The organism is Chitinophaga sp. 05T412 (genome assembly GCF_056396465.1).
On sequence record NZ_JBFTLN010000018.1, the window covers coordinates 38234 to 63020 of the forward strand.

Annotated in this window: 16 protein-coding genes; 4 read left to right on the forward strand and 12 right to left on the reverse strand. The window is 46.2% G+C overall.

Annotated elements, in window-relative coordinates; translation table 11 throughout:
• Positions 1–10: 10 nt before the first annotated feature.
• Positions 11–1753, forward strand: coding sequence for a RagB/SusD family nutrient uptake outer membrane protein (locus tag AC1DFM_RS29945; protein ID WP_477080463.1), 1743 nt, complete (start codon positions 11–13; stop codon positions 1751–1753).
• A 73-nt stretch (positions 1754–1826) separates the two neighbouring features.
• Here AC1DFM_RS29945 and AC1DFM_RS29950 read toward each other — a convergent pair whose 3' ends face one another.
• The 3 genes from AC1DFM_RS29950 to AC1DFM_RS29960 form a co-directional block, all read right to left on the reverse strand.
• Positions 1827–2792, reverse strand: coding sequence for a phosphatidylinositol-specific phospholipase C (locus tag AC1DFM_RS29950; protein WP_477080464.1), 966 nt, complete (start codon positions 2790–2792; stop codon positions 1827–1829).
• A gap of 112 nt (positions 2793–2904) precedes the next feature.
• Positions 2905–3744 (reverse strand): sigma-70 family RNA polymerase sigma factor, encoded by an 840-nt coding sequence (locus AC1DFM_RS29955; protein WP_477080562.1) that lies wholly within the window; start codon positions 3742–3744, stop codon positions 2905–2907.
• Between the two features lie 18 nt (positions 3745–3762).
• Complete coding sequence (locus AC1DFM_RS29960; protein WP_477080465.1) at positions 3763–3981, reverse strand: hypothetical protein; 219 nt, start codon at positions 3979–3981, stop codon at positions 3763–3765.
• A gap of 366 nt (positions 3982–4347) precedes the next feature.
• Between AC1DFM_RS29960 and AC1DFM_RS29965 the strand changes: the two genes are divergently transcribed.
• Positions 4348–5220: an alpha/beta hydrolase gene (locus AC1DFM_RS29965; RefSeq protein ID WP_477080466.1), complete on the forward strand. Its 873-nt coding sequence runs from the start codon at positions 4348–4350 to the stop codon at positions 5218–5220.
• A 7-nt stretch (positions 5221–5227) separates the two neighbouring features.
• Here AC1DFM_RS29965 and AC1DFM_RS29970 read toward each other — a convergent pair whose 3' ends face one another.
• The 3 genes from AC1DFM_RS29970 to AC1DFM_RS29980 all read right to left on the reverse strand — a co-directional run bounded on the left by AC1DFM_RS29970 (position 5228) and on the right by AC1DFM_RS29980 (position 7862).
• On the reverse strand, positions 5228–6331 hold the full coding sequence (locus AC1DFM_RS29970; protein ID WP_477080467.1) for an acyltransferase family protein: 1104 nt from the start codon (positions 6329–6331) through the stop codon (positions 5228–5230).
• A 106-nt stretch (positions 6332–6437) separates the two neighbouring features.
• Complete coding sequence (locus tag AC1DFM_RS29975; protein WP_477080468.1) at positions 6438–6977, reverse strand: GNAT family N-acetyltransferase; 540 nt, start codon at positions 6975–6977, stop codon at positions 6438–6440.
• A gap of 66 nt (positions 6978–7043) precedes the next feature.
• Positions 7044–7862 (reverse strand): DUF6597 domain-containing transcriptional factor, encoded by an 819-nt coding sequence (locus AC1DFM_RS29980; RefSeq protein WP_477080469.1) that lies wholly within the window; start codon positions 7860–7862, stop codon positions 7044–7046.
• 67 nt (positions 7863–7929) lie between these two features.
• Here AC1DFM_RS29980 and AC1DFM_RS29985 point away from each other — a divergent pair, with 67 nt between their 5' ends.
• Both AC1DFM_RS29985 and AC1DFM_RS29990 read left to right on the forward strand, forming a co-directional pair.
• Complete coding sequence (locus tag AC1DFM_RS29985) at positions 7930–8841, forward strand: SAM hydrolase/SAM-dependent halogenase family protein (protein ID WP_477080470.1); 912 nt, start codon at positions 7930–7932, stop codon at positions 8839–8841.
• Positions 8842–8854: 13 nt separating this feature from the next.
• Positions 8855–11371 (forward strand): TonB-dependent receptor plug domain-containing protein, encoded by a 2517-nt coding sequence (locus AC1DFM_RS29990; protein ID WP_477080471.1) that lies wholly within the window; start codon positions 8855–8857, stop codon positions 11369–11371.
• On the opposite strand, the gene AC1DFM_RS29995 is transcribed toward AC1DFM_RS29990, so the two are convergent.
• The 6 genes from AC1DFM_RS29995 to AC1DFM_RS30020 form a co-directional block, all read right to left on the reverse strand.
• Positions 11368–12009, reverse strand: coding sequence for a hypothetical protein (locus AC1DFM_RS29995; protein ID WP_477080472.1), 642 nt, complete (start codon positions 12007–12009; stop codon positions 11368–11370). The genes AC1DFM_RS29990 and AC1DFM_RS29995 overlap by 4 nt on opposite strands.
• A 187-nt stretch (positions 12010–12196) precedes the next feature.
• Positions 12197–14002, reverse strand: coding sequence for a glycoside hydrolase family 35 protein (locus AC1DFM_RS30000; RefSeq protein WP_477080473.1), 1806 nt, complete (start codon positions 14000–14002; stop codon positions 12197–12199).
• Positions 14002–15522: a glycoside hydrolase family 30 protein gene (locus AC1DFM_RS30005; protein ID WP_477080474.1), complete on the reverse strand. Its 1521-nt coding sequence runs from the start codon at positions 15520–15522 to the stop codon at positions 14002–14004. The genes AC1DFM_RS30000 and AC1DFM_RS30005 overlap by 1 nt, the downstream gene beginning before the upstream one ends.
• Positions 15523–15693: 171 nt before the next feature.
• Complete coding sequence (locus tag AC1DFM_RS30010) at positions 15694–17367, reverse strand: RagB/SusD family nutrient uptake outer membrane protein (protein WP_477080475.1); 1674 nt, start codon at positions 17365–17367, stop codon at positions 15694–15696.
• 18 nt (positions 17368–17385) lie between these two features.
• Entirely contained in the window at positions 17386–20508 is a 3123-nt protein-coding gene (locus AC1DFM_RS30015; protein WP_477080476.1) for a SusC/RagA family TonB-linked outer membrane protein, read from the reverse strand.
• Between the two features lie 200 nt (positions 20509–20708).
• Positions 20709–24770, reverse strand: a complete 4062-nt coding sequence (locus AC1DFM_RS30020; RefSeq protein ID WP_477080477.1) for a hybrid sensor histidine kinase/response regulator — start codon at positions 24768–24770, stop codon at positions 20709–20711.
• Positions 24771–24787 lie beyond the last annotated feature (17 nt).

The window sequence follows — 24787 nt, forward strand, 5'->3', positions numbered from 1 at the left end:
TGAGTCATACATGAAAAAACTGATTATACCTGTAAATCTGCTGTTGATCTTTGTTTGGCTCAACGCCTGTAAAAAATCCGGCGATTTCCTTGATAAAAAAACATCTGGTAATCTGAATGAAGCAACTACTTTTTCAGATAGTGCTAAAACCATGGATTTCCTGTCCGGTATCTATTCCGACATCGGGTTTTCTTTTGACCCGGGGCGCTGGGAAGCGGGCGGGCATCCGGTAGTAAGCAATGAAAGCGAACCTTTACGTTATGTAGGACCACAAAATGATGTGGTGATTATGATTGGCGGCGCCATTTCTTCTCAGACAACAGACGCCTCCAAAAATGTGCAGATCCTGAATAACTGGCTGACGCCTTATCGCAACATTAGAAGGGTGAACCTGTTCCTAAGCAAAGTGGATGTTTCCCCTTTGTCTGCGGAACTGAGGGCACGTTTAAAAGCGGAAGCACGTTTTCTGCGGGCCTGGTATTATAGTATCTTGTTGAAATGCTATGGTGGCGTGCCATTGATCGGCGATAAAGTATTTACGCCGGCAGAAGACATTGTGTTAAACAGGGCTACCTATGAGGAGTGCGTCAACTATATTGTGAAAGAATGTGATGAAGTAGCTGCGTTGCTGCCAGCAAAAGGAGAATATGCGCCCGGCGATTATGGCCGTATTACCAGTGGGGCTTGTMTTGCTTTAAAGTCCAGGGTGCTATTATACGCTGCCAGCCCACTGTTCAACGGTGGCCGTTCGGATGTAGCCGGCGATATTAAACCAATCGTGGGATACCCTGTATTCTCTGCTGACCGCTGGCAAAAGGCTGCAGCAGCCGCAGAGCGGGTGATGTCTTTATCTCTCTATAATTTAAATGAAGACAATACTACCCGCCCTGGTTATGGTTTTTATAAAGTGTTTCAGGTACGCGCCGGTAATGATGAGTATATTTTACCAGGTATGCGCGCGCCAGGAAGGGATCTGGAAGGAGGCTGGTTACCGCCCAGCAGGTCTGGTAACTATGCGAGTGTGCCCACACAGGCCACGGTGGATATGTTTGATATGATAAATGGAAAACCTATCACCGATCCTGCCTCCGGATATAATCCGGCGCAACCGTATAAAAACAGAGATCCACGTTTCGATAATTCTATTCTGTATAATGGTGCACCCTGGTTCTTTGCATCTACCAATAAAAAAGATCCTATCAACGTAACGGTGAATTCCAATGATGGCTGGAGTGTAAGCCGCCCTGCCACTACCGGTTATTACATCCGGAAAATGTTGTATGAAGATGGTAGTGGTAACACAGAACGTTGCTGGCCATTGATTCGCTACGCAGAAATAGTGTTGAATTTTGCAGAAGCCACTAATGAATACGATGGCCCGGTGGAGTCGGTATACAAGGCATTAAAAGATATCCGTAAACGGGCTGGTATTACGCCGGGTGTTGATGATGGATATGGCTTGAAAGCTGGTATGACGAAGGAGGAAATGCGGAAAGCCATTCATCATGAAAGAATGATTGAGCTGATGTTTGAAGAGCATAAGTTGTGGGATGCCCGCCGCTGGCTGCGTGGCGAAGAATTATTGAGAGGGATGGCACAAGGTGTAAAAGTAACGGCCAAAACCGGCGGTGGCTTCAACTATGAATTGTTCGATATCCGCCAACACGTTTTTAGTCCTAATTTTTATCTCTTCCCAATTCCTGAAGGAGAAGTATCTAAGTCGCCTTCATTGAAGCAAAATCCGGGGTGGTAAGCCTTTATAATAAAAAAGACAGGCAGGAGTGGGAGATCCATTTCCTGCCTGTCTTTTTATATAAAAGAATGTTTTAGAAATTGGTATTAATGATCAGCGTATTTCTATCGGCTGCTGCGAAGTCCATAGGTATAATACCGTATCTGCCGGTGGCAGCGCTGGTAAACCAGGTATTGATCCGTGGATTAATATTGTTGGAAACAGTGGTTATACTGGGAATACCAAAGATCAGTGATTTATACCCGCTGGTAAAATTGATATATAAAACAGCGGCGTTCCCGGTTTTGGCTTCGGTCAGCAAGTTAGTAATGCCCGTCCATTTGGCATTATTATCAGGTACTACATATTGATCCTGTACGCGCAAAGTGGAGTTGGTGTTGTTGATGGTGAAGGTAGTGTTGTCGGCCCAGTTGGTGGCTTCAATACCTTTAGGTGTGTTAGAGGCGCCGAATCTTCTCAGCAGTACTATCTTGCCTCTTACAGCTCCCAGATTAGGTACAGCATCGCTTAAATACCATTTGGAGGGTTGCAGGGCGGTGTAGCTGTCGAATGTTTGCTCAAACGTGCGGGTGTTGTTGGTAGGGTCATATTCTTCTTTTACGCACATCACAATGGTTTCTGAGGGGTTGGCCGCCAGGAAGTCGTAGCAGGCGGTGGTGACGTCCGTAAAGTTCAGGTTCTGGTAAATAGAGCCGTGGTGGATAGCAAAGGCATCACCAATGTGGCGGCATCGGATGTCGAGGAAACGGGTGCCGGCATCTAGTTGTTCGCGGATGCTGAGGTTCTGGCATTTGGCGGTACCGCTCACTGGTTCATTCCGGGCGCCGCTATCGTGTGTGCCGGGAATAGACAAGGCGCTCAGGCTGGTATTGTCTGCAATAGACCCCATCCAGGAGTTGAGAGATACGGTTAACGTGCCAGCAGCGAGACTGTTTTTGCCTGTTTCAATGCCGGTATGGGCAGTTGGGTTTACCAGGTCTTTTTTACAGCCAAAAAGGGAGAACGCGGCTAAAGCGAGACAGAGGGTTTTCTGTTTCATAGTGGAAAGGTTTAGTCTTAAAAATACACCAGAAAAGGTGTTATTCATAGCAGTGAAAATTAATTCTTGATGAACACTTTCACTGCTCCACTATCCTCGTTCTCTTCCTTTTTTATGCTACGGAAAGGGCTGTGAGTTTATCCGGATCTACGATGTTGCTTACCTGGAAAATTTTTCCATCTGCTGCGGATACACCCAGTACCTGGCAGGCAACCAGCTGTGTGTCGTTATAGTACAGCAACGCCGGCTGGTGATTGATTTCGGAAAACTGAACACGGAAACCAGCGTCGTATTTTTCGTAGATATAGCGCAACAGTGCTGCCACTTCTTCCAAACCGATAGCAATCTTTTTCACGACGTTCATCTTCGCACCACCATCTGCAAAGAAGGTTACATCTTTCGACAGCAGGCCTTCCAGTACATGTGTATCGCGACTCCTGATAGCATGAATGAAATTATTCAATATATCGGAAGGCACTTTTTGACGGTTGCTTACGGATTTGGATTCGTTTAGTCGTGTACGTGCGCGGCTTAATAATTTGCGCGATCCTTCAATGGTAATGCCCAGTACATCTGCAATTTCTTCATGTGCATAGCCAAAGCTTTCTTTCAGAATAAATACTGCCCGCTCTTTGGGATTGAGCTGTTCCAGCAGCACCAGCATGGAATAAGACGCAATGTCGTGCAGGTTAATATTGGCATCGGCACTTTCGGTGGCGACAGGTTCCGGGAGCCATACTTCTCCCAGCTTCGTCTGTTTTTTCTTTTGTTTAATATACAACGCCTGATTGATCACACTTTTAATCAGGTAGTTCTTCTCATTTTCTATATCTGTTTTAGCAGCCGCCAGGTAGTTGTATAACACATCCTGTATTGCGTCTTTCGCGTCTTCCACTGAGCCTAAAATATTATAGGCGTATGGAAATAATATAGTCTGATAGTCTTTCAACACAAATAATTTAAGCAATATTTATTTAAACCAATTGGCCAGCAGTCTGGTGTAAAACGGCACAATGATATAAAATACTGTGGGAACAATAATGATTGTTAGTAAAAAGGTTCTTGCTACCAGTGGCAATAGCATTAGCAGGTCGCCAAACAAGTAAAAAGTAATAGTAATTAAGGGGAAGATGGCTAGCCAGATGATGAAGGCCATTTTATGCTGATGATGTTTGTTGTTTTGAGTCATGGTGTTATGTTTTTTTATTAGAACTGTCCTGCTTTATAATTATCCCGTTTTTTTTGTTTCAATATTTGAGTGATGTTAATAAGAGTGGAAGCAAGAGCAAAACGTGACAGGAATCCGGATTTTTTTTAAAAAGGAAGAAATATTATGGAGAGAGTATCGTATTGTGTCACTGTTATAACTGATATATGAATGAAAATCAGTCTATTAAATGTATTTGGAACAGTTGTATTACTTGTTTCCTGTGAGAAGAAAGACAAATCCGGTTTTGTAAATCATTTGTTAATCCGTTTACTTTCTGAACCCCCAAACAGTATCCCGGGCGGAAATTTTTTCTTTTGACAGATAATCGAACATAATTATCTGCGCATGAAAAAACTATTGGCCCTCATTATCTGCACACTAACAATATTTGTTACCCGCCTAAAAGCGCAGGAAACAAGACCACTCTATAAAGATTCTATTCCCAACAGCATTGGTAAATTAGCACCGGAAAATGTACCGAATATCAAGATCTATAAGCCTGAAAAGCCCAATGGAACAGCGATTATCATTTTCCCCGGCGGCGCCTACGCCTTCCTGGCCATCGATGAAGAAGGCTATAAAATAGCAGAAGCATTTGCCGCAAAAGGAGTGACCGCCTTTGTGGTAAAGTACCGCCTCCCTTCAGAAACTACCATGCGCGATAAGAGTATGGGGCCGCTACAGGATGCACAACAAGCCATCAAACTGGTAAGAATGAACGCCGCGGAATGGGGAATAGATCCGCATAAAATTGGTATTGCCGGCTATTCGGCCGGAGGCCACCTGGCATCTACACTGGGCACTCATAGCGCCAGAAGCTATATTCCCAACAAAGAAAAAACCGATCTGCGGCCGGATTTTATGATCCTTGTATATGCCGTTATCACCATGCACAAAGAACTGACTCATATAGGTTCTATGGTGAGCCTGCTGGGTGAGAATCCTTCCGCAGAAAAAGTAGCCTTTTTTTCTAATGAAGAATGGGTGAATAACAATACTCCACCTGCCTATATTACCCATGCTAACGACGATGGCGTAGTCAGCGCTAATAACAGCATGGTGTTTTATCAGGCAATGCTGAAAGGCGGCATACCAGCAGAACTGCATCTCTATCCTGTGGGTAACCATGGATTTACCCAACGGTTACCCGTATACGAATGGCTGGACCCTATGATCTGGTGGATGAAAAGAGGGGGCTGGTTACCCAATACCCCCTGATATTGAGTCATGGCATAGCAGCATGAACAGGCGGCGGAGGCACGGGAGGCTTCGAATGAAGCATCTTTAACAGCGGACGTTCCACTTTCTGATAGAACAAAATACCTGCGCCTACCGCCAGCGCCATATGTACAAAGATGGATAGATCCGGATTCCAGAAATACCCGGTGTGAATGTATACCTGCGTAAGGATATAAAATAATGTATAGTGGGTCAGGTAAATAGAATAAGACGCATCCCCTACCAGGAGCCCGAAACGATTGTTCCACAATTTCGCAAACACCCCTTTCTTCTCCAGAAAAATACAACCTGCCAGAATACAGGCACTCGGTAAGCCCCAGAGTAATACCCGCTTTAAACTGCCGGTACCACTGGTAACACTGCCCAGCTCGGAGATATCCCCAAACCCATGTAAAATATTATACACATACCCGCCTATGCCCAGTATCAACAACAACGCAGCTACACCAGTAGGTACTTTGGCGTGTTGGTATAACCAGTAAATAATAACACCAAAAAGAAATTCCAGCATAATAGGGTTGGTATAAAAAATAGCACGGGGATCTTGCGGATGTATCAGCTGGCCAATCACTACCAGCGCAGGAATAACAAGTAACAGCAATAACGCTTTATGTTTTATACGGAGTAAAATCAATCCGAAAAATAACACGTAAAACCACCACTCAAAACTGAGCGACCAACCCACTACTAAAATTGGAAGCAGCATTTTTTGTGAACCCAATACGGGCAACATCAATACCGTATCCCGCAACCCATTTAATACAGCAATTAGCGGAAAGAACTGGTCGAAGAAACAAAACATCACCATGAACAGAAGACTGGCCACATAATAAATAGGATTAATTCTCAGGAAACGCTTCTTCAGAAAATCTACCCCTTCTCTTACCCCGAAGTAACTATTGGCCACATAACTGATAATGAAACCCGATATCGCGAAAAACAGATCCACCCCAATGGCGCCAAAGTTTTCCAGGAAATAGAATTTTTGTTGATGTGATACGGAAAAAGCTTCCTGCGTATCAATAGCATGTACGTGAACAACCAAAAGTACTGCTATGGCTCGTAAGAACTGAATGCTGTTAATCTTCATAAAATGGGATGCTGATTGAGGGTAATGGATTGTAACGCCGGCACTTTAATGTATCAGGCAAATTAATGCAACCCGCTGTAACTACACCTCAGTCAGCATATCCCTGTCAGTAGCGCTGCGCCCACTCTTCCCGGTTGATCTTAAGCCAGTTGTGCAACACCCCGTCCAGGTAAAAAGTACCATCCATGCTAAGCCCTGTTTTTTGCAGCACCCGGTTGGAAGCGATATTTGCTGCATCCGCACAGGCATAAATGGTGTCCGCCTTCAACTGTGTAAACCCATATTGAAGCGCGACAATGGTGCACTCAGTAGCATATCCCTTGCCCCAGTAATCCTTGAGGAAGCGGTATCCTACATCGTAATAATTAACGTGATTGTTCGTGGGCGTAGTAACGAGCTTCAGCCCTGCCCAGCCTATAAATTCATTGCTTTCTTTTTCAATAACGGCCCATCGGCCTATGCCATTGTCTTTGTACTGTTGCCGGATGAATTGAATGTTTTCCCGGGCTTCTTCTATCGTGCTAATCAGATATCCGGCTAAATAGCGCATTACCTCCGGGTCGGAATTAAGTGCTAACATGCCATCGGCATCAGCCGGTATCAGTTCCCGCAGAATCAATCGGGGGGTAGATGCAAATATTTCCATACCATCGTTCCTTTGTTGAGGACCCAATTTAATGGAATGAGTGGAGATAGCCGTCAGAAAAAACGATTACTTGTCGGGTTTCAGCAGGAAATTGCCGGATACGTCAGTATGTTTTTTTTGAAACTGGTTAGGAGAAATACCCGCAAACTCTTTGAACGCACGGATATAGTGGGATTGGTCCGCATAGTCATTTTCGAAAGCAATATCTGATAGCTTGCTATACTTATTACTCCGCAACTGCGCCAGTGAATTTTGAAAACGGCATATCCGGGAAAATAATTTGGGAGAGATGCCAACGCCCTGTTTGAACCGGCGCTCAAAACTTCTTTCCGTTAACTGTAACTGCTCCTGGAGATCTTTCAGTGATATACTACCGTTCGATTCAATAATTTGAGATAATGCAAATTGCGTGATATCATCTACTGCTGATTCATTCTTGTTGATCTGCTTGAATAGAAATGCGGCAATTACATCAATTTTTCCGCTTAAGGAAGGGGTTTCCAGTAATTTTTCGGCAAGACTGAAATCTTTGGTGACTGACAGCAAATCCAGATCCATACAGCTGTTGGTCAGCTCATCGGCATTTAATCTGAAAATAGATTTCAACGCATCCGGATAACAACAAACACCGATAGAATAAAATGCACCGGTTAACTGCATCTCGGTATACTTAGTGGTTTGACCGTACAACAGCTGATCGGGTAATTGTTTATCGTTTAAGAGAAAAGTACTGTCTGCCGATTGCTGGAACATTAAGCCCGGACAACCATCCGCTACCGGCCCAAATATATGCGGGGCCTCCCCAATACCATTGCTTTCCAAAGTCCAGAAATAACGGACATGGTTTTTCAGATATGCTGGCGGTGGTATTTCCTGATACTTCATAACTTCAAGGTAACAATTTTTACTGATTTACTAATAATCTACTATTTTTGTAGACTAATTAACACCCATGAGAAAAGTAATACACCATTTTATCAGCTGCCTGGTGCTCCTGTTGGCGACCAGCTATGGATTTGCCCAAAACAAAATCGTCGTTTTCCAATCTGATTTTGGTCTGAAAGATGGCGCCGTTTCTGCCATGAAAGGCGTCGCTTCCGGCGTATCTCCCGATTTGAAACTCTATGATCTTACCCACGAAATTCCCGCTTATAACATCTGGGAAGCGGCTTATCGCCTGGAACAAACTGTTCCTTACTGGCCGGTAGGAACCGTATTCGTGTCCGTAGTAGATCCGGGCGTAGGTACCAGCCGGAAATCTGTGGTACTGAAAACAAAGAGTGGCCATTTTATCGTGACACCAGACAACGGCACCCTTACCCTGGTGGCAAAGTCTTTAGGCATTGCCGAAGTTAGGGAAATTGATGAAGCCGTGAATCGTCGTAAAGATTCGCAAAAGTCGTATACTTTCCACGGCCGCGATGTATATGCCTATACCGCCGCCCGCCTGGCGGCAGGTACCATCAGCTTTGAGCAGGTAGGCCATGTATTACCCCAGCAGGTAGTCGATATTCCTTACCAGGCGGCCGTACTCGAAGGTGGCAGGCTCAAAGGAAATATCTCTATTCTGGATGTACAGTACGGGAATATATGGACCAATATCACCACTGATCTGGTGAACCAGCTGGGATTGAAATACGGAGATGTATTGCACGTAATTTTCTTCCATAACGGGAAGAAGGTATACGAAACCAATGCGCCATACAGCCAAACATTTGGCGCCGTAAAGGTAGGGCAACCACTCAGCTACCTGAATAGCTTAATGCAGCTGTCTTTTGCCCTCAACCAGGGCAATTTTGCAGCTACTCATCATATTGGAAGTGGAAGTGAATGGAGTGTAGAAGTAACCGTTTCACACAAGTAATAATATACCACTGATGATTAAAATTTTAATCCCTGCCTCTTTTCTTGTACTGTTCAGCGATCTGGCGCAGGCACAGCAGCGTGTGGACACGATTCCTGCACCTGCTGTGCGCAACCTGAATGAAGTAGTGACCGTGGGAACCCGCAGCAGCGGTCGCACCCGCCTGAATTCAGTAGCGCCGATAGACGTATTTCATCTGTCTAAATTACAAACACTGGCGCCACAAAACGACCTGAATCAACTACTGCAATACGTGTCGCCTTCCTTTAATTCAAACCGGCAATCGTCTTCCGATGGAAGTGAGCATATTGATCCGGCCAGCATCCGTGGCCTTGGTCCGGATCAGCTGCTGGTGCTGATTAACGGGAAACGACGTCACACTACATCGTTGGTCAATAACCAGGGCACAGTAGGCAATGGCTCCGTAGGTACAGATCTGAATGCGATCCCGGCAGCTGCCATTGACCGTATAGAAATACTACGCGACGGCGCCTCCGCCCAATATGGCTCAGATGCCATTGCCGGCGTTATCAACATTATACTGAAACAGAATACGCATCAGCTGTCGGCAGCCATCACCGGTGGCGTTACCTCCCGCGGCGACGGTGGCCTGGGACAACTCAGCCTCAACTACGGCACTGGTCTGGGTAAACAAGGTGGCTATCTCAACATCACCGGAGAAGCTTACCAACGGGGCAAAACTACCAGGGCGCAAAATAATGACCTGATTATTTTTGATCAGTCGGCGCTGGGCAATTATTTCGCTTACGACTTCACCAATGATCCCGCTGCTTCCCGTAAGTACGATGATGACATGCTGAAACAAAAAGGACTGAAAAGAGATGACTTCAATTTCCAGATCGGCGATGCACAAATAAAGAATGGTGGCGTTTTCTATAACTTATCACTGCCCTTTAACAACGCCAAAAGTGAATTCTATTCCTTCGGTGGCTATAGCTACCGCCAGGGCCAGGGATTCGGCTTCAGACGCCTTCCCAGCGATCCTTCCGTGAATGTATATAGCATCTTCCCGAATGGTTTTCAGCCTACTACCGATTCCCGTATCCACGACCGCTCCATCGCCGTAGGCCTGAAACATAAGCTGGGCGAATGGCAAGCAGATCTCAGCAATACCCTCGGTGATAACCGTTTCGATTACCGCGTGGATCATACCGTGAATGCTTCCCTGAAAGAAGCGTCGCCTACTGAGTTTAAAGCTGGTGGACACGAGTTCCTGCAAAATACCACGAACCTCGATTTCAATCGCCGTTTTGCACAAGTGGCTGCCGGCCTGAATCTGGCCTTCGGCGCTGAATTCCGGATAGACGATTACCGTATCCGCCAGGGTGAGGAAGCCTCCTGGAAAAATTACGCGTTGATCACTAATCCGGATGGCACTGTTACCAACCCTTCCGGCCTGGCCGGGGGCTCGCAGTCTTTTACTGGTTTTTCTCCCCAAAATGTTATCCATAAAAGCCGGAATAACACGGGTGTTTATGTAGATGGAGAACTGGATGTTACCAGCAAATGGTTGGTCAGTGCCGCAGCGCGTTTCGAAAACTACAGCGATTTCGGTACGGCGTTAAGCGGCAAATTGGCAACGCGTTATAAACTATCAGATGTGTTTAATGTGCGTGGCGCTGTCAGCAATGGCTTCCGTGCCCCCTCTCTCCATCAGCAATATTTCAGTGCGTTGAGCACAGATATCCTGCCGGATAACACCCTCGGTCAATCAGGATTTTTTACCAATCCCAGCAAGGTATCGACGGCATTAGGTATCCCAAAGCTGAAACAGGAAACATCTGTTAACTACAGCCTGGGCTTTACCGCACGTGCGGGTAACAACTTCAGTATTTCTGTAGATGGATACCTCACGGATATTAAAAACAGGATTGTACTCACCGGTAGTTTTGGCTTCGATGCCAATGGAGATCCGGTGCCGGCTATACAGCATATCATCAATCCTCTCGGCGCATCTTCTGCGCGGTTTTTTAGCAATGGCATAGATACCCGTACCGCAGGCGTGGATGTAGTAGCCGATTATAATGTCCGCCGTGGGCCGCACAGCTTTAATGCGTCTTTAGGATTCAACTACAATAAAAATAAAATTACGGGTAACCTGCACATACCAGCTGGTTTGAAAGGGCAGGAGCAAATTTTCTTTTCGCCGAACGACAGTATCCTGATTACGGAAGGTACCCCACGGGTAAAAGCTAATTTATCACTCACCTATGGCTACAAAAAGTTCAGTGTACTGCTGCGTAACGTGTATTTCGGAGAGGTGTCGCGTAATAGCTTTCCCTTTGGAGAAGTACAGGTACATAAAGGAAAAGTGGTAACGGATTTGTCGCTCAGTTATGCGCTGAAACCGGTGGTKATTACAATAGGCGCTAATAACATCCTGGATGTTTTCCCGGATAAACAAGTGTATGGCAACAGCTATTTTGGCGTGTTTAAATACGCGTCTGTACAAATGGGGTCACTGGGCGCATTTTACTTTGTAAGACTGGGAATTAATATTCCTCATTAAAAAGCATACATCGCTGTCATACCATAGATCTCCGGTTGTTTTTTGCTGACACTTTTCATGTAAGAAAACCGGAGGTCTAACCCTTGACGGGTACGTTTTGAAAAATTGATTCTCAGCCCCACATTACCCACGGGGCCGTAAGAATTTTGCATGGTGGAATCTTTAAAATGGTCCCCATAGCGGTCTACCTTATCCAGGTTTACCGGGCCATAGTGGTAGCCAAAGCCTCCGCCTACATAAAAACCGAAAGTCTGTTTGTTGGTTTTGGTAGAGAGTGCGCCGAAATTCAGGTTAATAATCAGGGGAATATCTATCATCCAGCGGCTTTTAACTTTCGGCTTGCCAGTGTCATAATAGCCGTTGGAATAGTATACATCGTCTATCCAGTAGCCATCTTCCTGAACGCCTCCACCCCCACCAGAGCCGCCAAAGCTCATCGGAATCCCTATGGATACCGACATCCGGTTGTTCTCCATCATGTTATAACGGGGAGAGTAGGTAATAGCGCCACTGGTAACATTGCGTAATCCGGAAGTGTGATCCACAAATACCGAAAATCCAACGGCATGCATAAAGCTTTGTGAGAAGGTATTTAAGCCGATAAGGCAGATTACAGCTAACAAAATTGTCCTTTTCATAACAGGCAATTACGGGATGATTGGCTACAAAATAAAAAGCTAGGTAATGGCATTAAAATATCAAAAACCGATCCAAGAGTATTTGCAGTAGCGGAATGGAGGGTTACTAGATAATTTTCTTACTAAAAGCAAAAGGTAATGAAACGGAATATCCGCCTCATTACCTTTCTATATCTTGCCGGTTAGGCTATTGTTGTACGTCGAGTATTGGATGATCGATTCCTTGCAACGTATTCACATCGGGCTTAATCATTTCCAGTACGGTGATTTTATTGCTGCCTTTTTTCAGCCAGCCGGATGGTACGTATAATGTTTGCTGCGGACCAACCTGCCAGTATCTGCCCAGGTGGTGGCCGTTGATCCAAACTACACCTTTACCCCATTTAGTCATGTCCAGGTAAGTATCTCCTAATGTGTTCAGTACAAAGCTGCCTTCTTTTAACACGGGCGCATCTGCTGCTACTTTTCCTGCTTTTACTGCAGGTTGTTGATCATAGGGGAGCTTAAACTGTTGCCAGTTATGGATAGCCTGCCCGTTGAGCAGTACGGTTTCTGTAATGCCCTTTTTATTTTTCAGGAGATAAGTACCGAAATTGATGCGTCCCAGATTCTCCACCAGGATCTCGAGGGTTACCTTACCTGCTGGTAGTGTTACCGCAACGCTATCCTGTTTCAGGCGCCTGTCCAGTATCGCCACCCGTTTGCCATTGATGAACACGAGACCGTAGTCACGGAGATCTTTTATTTTCAGCAATGCTGTTTGTCCACCGCTAACGGTAGTACGATACAACACATAACCATAGGCCTGTTTCAGATCTTCAAACGTTAATGGATCTACGCTTTTTACTGCTGCAGGCAATGTGTTTAATAAAGCACTGCTACGGCTAAACGTAATCACCGGTGTATTGATCACCGGCTTCTTCGCTGGTACTTCCGGTAGGGTGTGGCCGGCAGGTAAATGCCTGGCAATCACTTCTCTGAATTTCATAAACTTCGGAGTCGCATTGCCTGCTTCATCCAGCGGGGCATCATAATCGTAGCTGCTTACCTGTGGTGAATAAGGATGCTGATCGTCGTAGTTGGCGCCATTCATATAACCCCTGGTGGTGCCGCCATGAAACATATACATGTTGATGGAAATGCCGGCAGCTAATACGCGATCGAGTCTGTCCAGAAAGTTTTCGTAAGGCACGGTATGGTGCTTTTCGCCCCAGGAGTCAAACCAGGCAGGATACCATTCTGCAATGTAKAACGGGCCTTTGCCATTGTGGTTATCTCTTACCAGCTGTTTTACTTTTGCCGGATCATCCACACCATTTACGGCAGGTAATAAACCTGGCAAATGTCCGTTGGCTACGTCGTTGGCGGGATCGCAGGTATAAAGGAGACCATCAAAACCCGCATCTATAAACATTTTCCGGTTGATGTCCAGGTAGTCTTTATCATTGGAGTAAGAGCCGTATTCGTTTTCGATCTGCACCATCAGGATGTTGCCACCATGATTGATTTGCAGACCGGCGAGTTGTTTGCCAACTGCTTTAATATAGTTGTGATAAGCGTTGAGATACTGTGGTTCTTTACTTCTTACTACCAGTCCTTTTTTATTTTGCAGCCAGTAAGGATAGCCGCCAAACTCCCATTCTGCACAGGCATAGGGGCTGGGACGTAATATTACCCACATGCCTTCTTCCTGTGCTATTTTTACGAAAGCTGCTACGTCATTGTTATCGGTAAATTCATAATGGCCCTGTTCCGGTTCATGCATATTCCAGAATACATAGGTGCCAATGGTATTCAGTCCCATGGCCTTTGCCATCCTGATGCGGTCGCGCCACGACTCCCGCGGTACGCGTAGGTAGTGGATCTCCCCGGAGATCATCTGGAATGGTTTCCCATCCAGCAGGAAGGTGGAGTCACCCAACTGGAAGGTATGCTGTGCTTTCAACTGGAAGCAGGATATCAGCATTAGAATAACAACACTAATTTTTTTCATCACTTGTTTATTTTTCCTGTCAATGTTACTACAGAGCGAGGGGGCACGGTAAGCGTACGCCCGGAAACATAGCCGGGTTGCAGGTTTCCTTGCGCATTGGTGGTATAGCTGCGCATACTGCCGGTGCGTAGTTGCTTGCATTGAATGGCCACGTTGGCAGCAGTTTGGCTACTGTTAATCACCACTACATTTAAACTGTTATCCGTATTTCTATAAGCCGATACAAGTAGCTGATTTGCGGCGGCGCTATCATTCAATGCGGCCGATACCCGGGTAGCACCGGGTCTTACAAAGCGGCTGTAGTTGYCGAGTACCCACAACATTTTTGTATCGTGTATCTTTCCGTCTGTTTTATTTTTGTCGATGTAAATCAATCCATCTTTATAATTGTAAGGCGATATGGCCAGCCACCATTGCCAGGCGGCTGCATTAGCTACGGTCAGATCTGTATGAATCACCCTTGCCATATACAAGGCTGCATCCATACCCAGGTCTACGCCGCCGCCGTCCATTTCGCCGGCATTGCCACCCAGTATACAATATTCGGATTGCCAGAAAGGCATTCCTTTTAATGCGGCCGCTACTCTTTTTCGTATAGCGATGGCCGTGTCTGCAGGTGAAGTAGTAAAGTAACTGTGTGCCGCTATACCGTGATAAATATTTTTAAGATGACCGAGATAAGTGGGGCTTTGTGGATCGAAAAACGCTTTCACCTGCATACCTTTATCCGGCTTGTTTTCGCTGGCATATAAATAGTTGAATTGCCCCGCTTCCGGTACCAGCAATTGGCTTTGGATACCTGCGGCGCTGAACTGTTGCGCAATGGCTTTGGTAAGACCGTATATCTGTTCGTTATTATAGGGGCATCCTTCCTGGCCACCATCACTCCAGTCCCATTGTGGCTCGTTGACAGGACTGATATAACCGAGCGTAACACCCGTATTTTTCTGTATACCCAGTATTACATCTCTCAAAAAAATACCTACGGAATCATATTTGTCAGGCATGATATTGCAGATGCCTTTATCTGCAAATGCTTTGCCGTTGTGCGTAAACGCTACCGGCGGACTATTCAGGAATCCTAAGAAATGGGTAACCCCTCTTGCTTTGGCGGCTTGCAGGAACCATAATTGCCCGGCTTGTGTTTGCCAGTTATAAGTACCATCTGCATGGCGGAAACAAGCAGCACGACGCCACTCATCTCCAATACCACTATTGTTGCCCTGCTCTGTACTCCCTGCTCCAATATTAAACCGCCACATAGATAAGCCAATGCCATTAGGCTGACCGTTACGTGTGGTATCCGTGCTAAACAACCAATCTGCTAACTGTGCACGTTTACTATCAGGCCAGTTGCCGGTAAACTGGCAGGCCCACGCATCAGATGCGGCAAAATTGTGAATGGTTTGCGCAGTATTTTGGAGGTTTATATATACTTGTACAGTGGAGCTACTTTGTGCATTTGCCACCCGTAGCGCACCACATAGCAGCAGTGAGCAAATTATTTTTTTCATGTTCATAGTAGCTGCGGTTTGGTTCACGCAAAGCCGCAAAAAGTAAGCATCCAACAATCACCATGGTGGTGGGTAAGACTGTAAAATAGTAAAATACAGGTGGATTATTTTCAAAACTTGTTGACCGGTATTTTACCTCCATCAGCTGTTGCGGCTTTGCGTGAACAATTCTACTAATTAGTAACCCGGATTTTGATCCAGTTTTTTGTTAGAGGCCAGGATGTCTGCTCTCGGAATAGGCAACCAATAGTTTTTATCAGCAAACAAACGGCCTGCCAGCGCCACTTTGCGAGTGTAAGTATATACGCCGGGGGCGGTAGATGTAGCGTCCATACCGTAGGCAGGAGCGTTTTCTGTAACGTCGGCAATTTTCCATCTGCGCACATCATAGAAACGATGTTCTTCATAAGCCAACTCCACCTGTCTTTCCCGTTGGATCGCTGTCCGCATCTGCGCCTGGGATAAGCCCGGAGCAAGTACCGGTTGTTTCACACTGGCACGCTGTCTGATTTGATTAACGGCAGCATATACACTGGCATCCGGTCCGGATACTTCATTTTGGGCTTCTGCATAGTTCAGCAATACTTCTGCATAACGTAAATAAATCCATGGCTGTAATCCGGCAATATCCCACGGGTTATCTATAGGATTTTTGTCGTCCATGAATTTACGGAGATAGTAACCGGTTTTGGAGGCGTTCCAGTTAGACGGACCATCTTTCCCATCCTTCCCGCCTGGAGAGAATGTTTGTATCACAGAACCACGATAGCTGGCGCCATTGTAAAGGATGGTGGCATAGAAGCGTGCATCCCGGTTAGCATAAGGCTTTTGTGGATCATATCCGGAAGTGCCGTCTGTAATCAGTTTGCCGTTATTCATTTCATAGGCATCTACCATGTTCTGCAGCGGCGAATTACCTGCCCAGCCGCCGTAACCATTGGGGCCATTGGATATTTCCAGGCACACATGACGGGCACCTACTGCATACTGACGGCCAAAAATAACTTCTGTATTGCTACCTTTTACAAATAACTGGCTATAATCATCTGCCAGAGAATATTTACTCATATCCATCACTGCTTTGGCGGCAGTTGCAGCTGCCTGCCAGGTGCCTACTTTATACAGCGGGCTGGCGGCATATAACAACAGGCGGGCCTTCAATGCCAGTGCAGCGCCTTGCGTAGCACGTCCCGGCTGCCAGCTACCATCATTGCTAACAGGTAAATCTGCTGCTGCTGCTGTCAGTTCGGCTACTGCATAATCCATGGATTCCTGCAGGGTAGCGCGTTTAAACAACGCCGGATCAGTGAGATTGTCGGTCAGGTTATATTCTTTATTGCCCATCATCACCACGCCGCCATAGTTGCGGATCAGGTCATGATAGCGGTAAGCGCGGATAAAACGCAATTCTGCCAACAGTTTTTTATGGAGAGGTACGCTCATTTCCACGCTATCAATGTTATTAATAGCGAAGTTACATTCGCGGATACTGCGATAACTTCTTCCCCAGATGGTTCCCGCTATACCCGTGTTTTCAGGCGCTATCTGGCCCTGTTGAATGATCCAGGTAAAGTCGTCGTTGTTATAAATAGATTCGTCGGTGATGGAACTCCACAGCGCATATTCAAAGCCGCGGCCAAAGCCGGGATTGGAGCCTTCGCCTTCTTTCTCCTGCATGGTAACGCTCTGGTACCGGTTGATAATATAATTTTCGAATAAAGAAGAATCTGACAGCACGGCGCCGGGCAATACGCGATCGGTTGGTGTGATATTCAGGAAGTCTTTCTGACAGGAAGAAAATAATCCTGTTGCCACTAACCCCAGACTATATATGATATGAGATGTTTTCATTGCGTGATTTTTTACGATTTAGAATTTAACATTAACACCCAGGTTGAAGATCCGTTGCTGTGGGTAAAATTGCCCGGAGGTGCTGTTACCTTCCGGATCGTAGTCTTTAATTTTGGTAATGGTGAAAAGGTTAAATGCATTGGCATATACCCGAAGTCCACTAATCTTGGCACGGGATAAAATGTTGGCATGAATGGTATAACCCAGCGAAATGTTTTTCAGTCGCAGGAAAGAGGCATCATTCAGCCAGAAGTTATTCTGCCAGCGGCCACCATTTACGGAAGAGGAAGCGCGCTCATCTACCCGTGGATAACTACCATTGATGTTATTAGGGCTCCAGCGATTATCCGCCCAGCTGCTATAGAAGTTACCAATGGTGCCGGATTCAGGCAGTACATACTGGCTAACATGTGTTTGACCCGCTAATAAAATCGACAAATCGAAACCTTTGTAATCGCCACTTAAGTTGATGCCATAAGTGATTTCAGGGATGTTACCGTATTTAGTTCTTACTGCATCATCGGCGTTGATTTTACCATCGCCATTGTGATCTTCATAAATCAGATCTCCCAATTGCGCACCCGGTAAGTGGGTGTATTTATTCAGTTCATCAGCGGTTCTGAAAATTCCTACCACATTGTACAGCAGGTAGGTATTCATTGGGCCACCTGTTTGGCGTTGCCAGGCTGGGAGGCCGGGGGCTTCATCAATAAAGATGATTTTACTTTTGGCATAGGTCATGTTACCGGAAACATTGTAGTGGAAGCCACCGCTGGTGGTGTTGTCATAACCAAGGGTCGCTTCAATTCCACCGCTGTTTACTTCTCCTATATTTTCAGCAGGTACCAGCGGGTTGTCTTTGTCATATGGATTCACAATACCGGAAGTTTGTGGCAGGGAAGCATTCCGCGCGGTCAATATTTTAGAACGTTTCTGTTTGAAGTAAATAAACTCCAGGTTGAAATGATTCAGGAAAACGGCGTTTAAGCCGATGTCCATTTTTTTAGCAATCTCCCAGGTAATAAAAGGGTTGGCCAGTTTGGTTAAACTAATACCTGGATGAATTTGCCCGTCTATTACGTACTGATTTACCATGGAGTAGTTATCGAAGTACTGGAACAGCCCCACGTTATCATTACCCAATGTACCATAGGAACCACGGATCTTCAGATCGTTGATAAACTTCACGGATTTGAAAAAATCTTCCTGTGTTACGCGCCAGCCGGCAGATATGGAAGGGAAAAATCCATATTGTTTCCCTTCAGGGAAAGTGGAGGAGCCGTCTACACGAGCCTGTACTTCCACGAGGTATTTTTCCTGGTAGTCATATGCGATGCGGCCAAAGTAACTTTTACGGGTGAAGTTGTAGCTGCGGCCGGAATTGTTTTTATCAGTGGCAGTTGATCCTCCCTGAGAAAGCTCTGGTGTTTGTGGTGTAGGAAAGTTTAAACGAGAGGCATTAAAGGTGTCCAGCGCGTTCTTGCTTTGCTCATATCCCACAAAGGCGTTGACATTATGCTGTCCAAAACGACGGGCGTAATTCAGTTTGATGTTAGTGGTAATAAGTGACACATTGCGTTGCGACTCATATAGGGAAGCTTTGCCACCGGAGCCACCTACTACTGTTGGGTCATATTTTTGAGTGGTATTGTTATAGGTATATTCCTTATAAGGAGTACTGAACGATTTTCCAAAATTCCAGGATTTATCAGCAGATAAATAACCATCGAGCGACAAGCCTTCTACGCCTGGAATGGCATAGGAACCTTTCAGTATACCATTGAATATCTGGCTGGGATTACGGTTAAGGCCACCCACCGATGTTGCCTGCATGATAGGGTTATTGAGTTCTATTCCCGTAGTAGGCAAGCCATTGGGATATCTGTCCAATACGGTAGGGTAAGCCCTGTAGATGCTGCGGAAAATGTCGCCTGCACTGGTAGTGGGGAATACACGGTCTTCCTCACGTCCGGATACATACAAACTTACTTTCAGTCTTTTCGTGATGTCAGCGTCTATATTTGAGCGGAAGTTATACTGGTTATATTTGGTGGCGCCATTTTTATAAATGCCATTTTGTCCCAGCATACCAAGCGACACATAATAATGTACTGTTTCGCTCCCGCCATTAACGGAAAGACTATGTTGGTTTTGGGTAGCCATTTTTTTAAGGGTAGCCTCCTGCCAGTTGGTATTGGGGTAGTTTACCCGATCAGATCCATCCCGGAATTTCTGGATTTGGTCTGCGGAATAAATCTGGTTCATACCGCTACCAGGCTGGGTGTAATATTGAATTTCATTCCTGATTTGGGCATAAGTGGCCGCATCTGCCATTTTAGGCAAACGGGTAGGAGACGAAAAACCCTGGTTAAAGCTGTAGTTGATCACTGGCTTACCGCTTTTACCTCTTTTGGTGGTCACCAGCATTACGCCATTGGCCGCACGGCTACCATAAACGGCTGCAGAGGCGTCTTTCAGGATGGAGATGCTTTCTATATCATTAGGGTCCAGTCGTTCCAGGCCACCTATCTGGCCAGGTACACCGTCTACTACGATCAATACGTCGTTGTTGCCGGTAGTCGCCAGTCCGCGGATGGTGATGGCGGAACCGTCGTATCCGGGTTCACCGGAACGGTTGTTGGCAATAACACCGGAGAACCGACCGCTCAGGGAGTTGGAGATATTGGGCTGCGGGCTTTGTAGCATGTCGGCTCCCTTTACTACGGAGATAGATCCGGTGAGGGTCGCCTTCTTCTGGGTGGCATAGCCCACTACCACTACTTCGTTTACAGTTTTAGAGAGCGACTCCAATACAATATTTAATGGCCCCCCGCTTTTTACCGGGAAACGCAATACACTATACGAAATGTGATTGAATACGAGGGTATCACCAACACTGGCGGCGATAGAAAATTTACCATCAGGCCCTGTTAATGTACCTGCTGTTTTGTGTAATACCCGCACGGTAACCCCTGGAATGGCCTCCGCATCTGCGGTTACCTTGCCTGTAATCACCGGTTGCTGTGCCTGTGCAGCGAGGCTGAAAAATAAGAGCACCAAGAAACACAGACGGCTCAAAACGGCTTGGCTCCGTAATGGGACAAGAAATAAGTGGTCCGTTCCGGATAGAAGTTTTTTCATAACGCGTTAATTTAAATGAATGGGAATGGTGGAATATTCTTTTGGTTGCAAGGACTATAAATACCCAGTCCCTATGATACCCGCAAAATACTACCCCCCTTTACAACCATAGAGGGGGTAAATCATTTAAAAAAGGGGGTAAAATCGTAAATTACTGCAGGGGGTATTTTATGGATGCCCTACTTGGATAGCTGGATACATCAGCTTTCTGTGACATTGAAGTCGCGGTTGAAGGAATGCCGGTATTTCTTGACATAGTCCGAAGGGTTCATCCCAAACAACTTCACAAACTGCTCCCGGAAGTATTTAATATCCCCTATACCCACCTGCATGGCTGCCTGGGTAATGGTATAATTTTCTTTCAGGAGTAATACGGCCGCTTTCCGGAGCCGGATAGAACGGATGAACGAATTGATGGTTTGCCCGGAGATAGATTTTACTTTTTTATAAAGACTGGAATGGCTCATGCCTATTTCGAGGGTGAATTTCTTGATGGAGAACTCTTCGTTTTCCAGGTTGTCTTCAATAATCTCAATACATCGTTTCAGGAAGTCCTGGTATTCGGCCGGTACCTTGATATTGGTATTTTTCAGGGTGATGCGGTCAAAGAAGTATTGTTGGAGGAGGTTCCTGTTTTTAATGATATTATGCACCTTGGCCATGAGAAAGTCTTTTTCAAATGGTTTGGTGATATAATCATCAGCGCCGCCTTCCAGTCCTTTGAGCCGGGTATCGGAGGCCGACGAGCCGGTGAGCAGGATAACGGGGATATGACTCAGGGTAGCGGTTTGTTTGATTTTGGTGCATAGTTCTACCCCATCCATGCCTTGCATCTGGATATCGCTGATCACCAGGTCGGGCATGTATTGTTGTACGGAGGCAAAGCCGCTGGTCCCGTTGTCGGCTTCATATATAATAAACTGGTCTTTGAATAATTGCTGCAGATATTGCCGGATTTCATCATGGTCATCGATCAGGAGAATAGATTTTTTTTCCGTGATGGTGGTAGTTGGGCCCTCCATTTCTTTGCTGTCCATCGGGGTATCCGCTACCACCGGCAGGGCGCTGGCGGCAGTCAACTCCTCGAGGAAGGCGGATTTCTGGCCAGTGCTTTCCTGCAAAGGTGTCCCGGCAAAATGGGTACGTCCCTTTTGCAGCGTAATKAGAAAAGCGGTGCCTTCATTCACTTTGCTCTGATAGCTGATATGGCCATGATGGTTTTCGATAAAGTGTTTTACGAGATAGAGTCCAATACCAAACCCGGTTTGCAGCGACTCCTTATGATCCCGCGCCCGCTGGAACTTTTCGAAGATCCGGTTGCCTACGCTGCCTTCAATACCACAACCGCTGTCTTTAACGGTGATGGTAACAGTATCAGGAGCATCGCTTACTTCGAAGATGATGCTGCCATTGTCTGGTGTAAACTTAAAGGCGTTGGACAATAGGTTAAACAGGGCGATCTCCAGTTTTTCGCTGTCGCCATATATTTCAATAGCGGCATCAGGGCTGCTGAGCTGATAATCTATATTCTTAATACGTGCCTGCTGGGAAAAGCAGAGATATACTTCCTGGCATAAACTCACGATATCGAGTTTGGCAATTTTCAGCTGATCGCCTTCCTGGTCGGCTTTGCGGAATAGCAGGAGTTGATCTACCAGGCTAAGGAGGCGTCTGGCGTTGCGGTATACGATGCTCAGGTCGCGGTTATCTTTATGTTGTACCAACTCCTTTAGTGGATTGATGATGAGGGTCAGCGGGGTCCTKAATTCATGGGAGATGTTGGTAAAGAAAGATAGCTTCTTTTCATTCAGCTCCTTTTCTTTTTCATTTTCCAGGTGTGCGAGTTTAATCTCATACTTCAATCTTTCTTCCCGGGCTTTATACCGGATATAGGCGTATACGGCCGCCAGGGTGCTGCTGATATAGAGTAGGTATGCCCACCAGGTTCTGTACCAGGGAGGTAATACAATCAGGGTAACAGTGCTGATATCCTGGCTCCAGTGTCCATCGGCGTTGCTGGCCTTTATTTCAAATACGTAGCTGCCTTCCCGCAAGTGGGTGTAGTTGGCGGTCCGGGTTTGTCCCACGTAGTTCCAGTTGTTGTCCCAACCCCGCAGGCGGTAGGCGTAGCTGATTTTATCCGGCAACGTGTATTCCAGGGCAACGAAGTCAAAGGCAATCGTGGCTTTGTCGTAAGGAACGGTAATTTCCTGCACTTCTTCCTGACTTCTCCGGGTGACATAATTTCCCTGTTGGGTAATGGCGGCATTATTGACCCGGATGGCGGTTAGCAATACGGGAGGAATGTTGTTTTGCGGATATACGCTGTCGGGGTAAAAGATGTTAAATCCTTTGATGCCGCCAAATGCGAATTCTCCGGAGCTTAATTGCAGGGCGGCATTAAAGCTGAACTGGTTACTTTGTAGCCCATCGGAGGCGGAAAAATTGCGGAAGCTGTTTTTGGCCGGGTCAAACCGGGATAGTCCATTAAAAGTACTGAGCCAGAGGTTGCCGGCTTTATCTTCCAGAATACGCAGAATAGAATTACTGGGTAGCCCTTCAGAGGTGGAGAAGCGTTTGTACTGGCCGGTATTCCGATCAAACTGCAACAGACCGCCCCCATCGGTACCTACCCAGAATATGCCGTGCCGATCTTCATGGATAGATCTCACGGTATAGCCTATATCAAAACGTTGATGATGTTTGCGGGTCCGGTCTATTTTGATCAACGAGGAATAATTGCCCGCCCAAAAGTCACCTGCTTTGTCCTCTGCCAGGCATTGCAGGTTGACGAGGCTGCTGTCGAAAAGATCAAACCGGTTCTGCTGCCGGTTGAGCCGATACAGCGTGCCATTGTTGGTGGTACTGGCCCAAAGCTCCTGTTGATGGTCCTCATACACCGTCCACACATTGTTTTCGGCGGTGCGGGTATAAGGATTAAAACAAACGTAGTGCTCAAAAGCGCCGGTGCTGGCGGTATACCGGTTCACACCGCCAAACCAGGTCGACATCCACAGGTCTTGCCGGCTGTCGGCAAGGATGGAGGTCACAAAGTTACTGCTGATGCCGGCGGTACGGGAAAAGTCGTGTTGATACGAGGTCCAGGAATTGTTGCTCCGGTTCCAGTATTTGAGTCCGCCCCCATCGGTGCCTATCCAGATATTATGGTGGACATCTTCACAAAAACAAAAAATAAAATTATCGATAGCTCTGGCATCAGGATTTTTATTGAGCACCATCAGCTCAAAAGGATTATACCGGGGGGCGATCATGTTGATACCGCCGCGCAGGGTGCCAATCCATTTACGGCCTTCGCGGTCTTCATAAACAGCATATACGGAGTTACTGTTAAGCCGTTGTGGACTACCGGGCGGTGTGAAAGCATGAGCAGCCGCATCGGCAGCGGGTTTCAGGTAAATACCGTTGCCGTCAGATGCGCACCAGAGGGTACCTTCCCGATCTGTATACAGATGTACTATTTTGCTGTTTTCCGGCAGTATGTTTCCGGCGTATTTTCCGGTAGTGGGAATATAACGCACTACGCTGTTGTCAGTGCCGAGCCAAAGGCTACCGGATTGATCGATGGTGAGGCAATTACCGCGTGGGATATCTCTGCAAACAACATTCAAATGTTGCCGGGCAATATCATATTGACATAAGCCAATACCCTGTACAAATATCCAGGCATATTTGCCAGCGAAGGCAATAGCGGTTACTTCGTAGTTGGTAATACCGGTGTGTTGGATGTTTAATGGAATTTGTTGCCCGGTGGCTACGCCATCCCGGAATAGCAGCAATCCATCGTTTTCTGTACCGATTAATAAAATACCGCTGTCATCCGATTTGATAATATGTATGTTACCAGCTACCTTCCGGGCTTTATTGCTATTGGCAGGCAGGTAAACAGGTGTGGAAAAAGTTTCGGTTACCGGATTAAAAACGCTGACCCCCCTTCGGGCGCCCACCCATAGCTGGTGATGAATATCATCTGCCAGTGTATAAATACCATTATCTAATAAGGAGGTGCTATCACCTATTTTATTGCGATAAATCTTGAATTTATAGCCATCGTAGCGGTTCAGCCCATCATAAGTGCCAAACCACATAAACCCTTGATGGTCCTGGTATACAGCGGTTACCGCATTATTCGATAGCCCGTCTTCTAAACCCAGGTATTTAATTGGATAGCCGGTAGCAAAGATATGATTGATAAAGATCACCATTCCCAGTACAGCAAAACAAATTTTCCTAACGTGGTACATTGGTCCGTTTTAACTAT